The organism is Burkholderia sp. E168m15 (genome assembly GCF_016586105.1).
Classification (GTDB): Bacteria; Pseudomonadota; Gammaproteobacteria; order Burkholderiales; family Burkholderiaceae; genus Burkholderia; species Burkholderia orbicola.
On record NZ_BCPO01000249.1, the window covers coordinates 1 to 724 of the forward strand.

Genomic DNA, 724 nt, shown 5'->3' on the forward strand with positions numbered 1-724 from the left:
CGGGTACCGCAGGCGCGGTGCCCGAGTTCGCTCAGAACGAGTGATGAATGCCGGTCAGCACGATCACCTGGTTCGCGGTGCTCGACACGCCGGCCGTGAAGAACGCGGCCTTCGCGCCGCCCGAGCCGTGTTCATAAAGCACGTTCGCATACAGCTGCGTGCGCTTCGACAACGCGTAGATGTCGCCGAGTTCGACCTGCGTCCAGCGGCGGCCGGCCAGCGTCGTGGTCGCCGCACCGCCCGCGATCGTGTTGAACGCGCTGCTGCGGTAGTTCACGCCCGCGTCGTAGCTCTGGAACGTGTCGGAAAACCCGTTCGACTGCATCTTCACGCGCGTGTAGAGGCCATGCACGAGGAAGTCGCCGATCTGGTACGACGCACCCGCGCCGATGTTCTCGACCTTGCTGGCGAGATAACCATTCGCGGTGTTTTGCCCCTGGAACGACGTGATGCCCGTCTGGCTGATCAGGATCGAGCGGTCGTGCTCGTTCGAGTAGACGGCCGACGCCTTGAACGGCCCGTTCGCATAGTTCAGCGCGACGCCGACCGATTTGCCGGTCGAGAAGTTCGTCGTGTTGCCGAGCGCGAGCGTCGCCGCGGCCGAGAAACCCGCGAAGGTCGGCGAACGGTACTTGATCGAATTGTTGTACGGCACGTTGCCGGTCGCGGCGAGCCCGTCGATGTTGCCGGGATGGAACGCATACCAGCTCAGCGCGAGATACGA

Annotated in this window: 1 protein-coding gene; it reads right to left on the bottom strand. The window is 64.2% G+C overall.

The genetic code is table 11. The annotated features are described in order from the left end of the window. Nucleotides 1-31 precede the first annotated feature (31 nt). The coding region (locus JMF86_RS34905; protein ID WP_201317495.1) for a porin at nt 32-724 on the bottom strand (693 nt) is incomplete at its 5' end.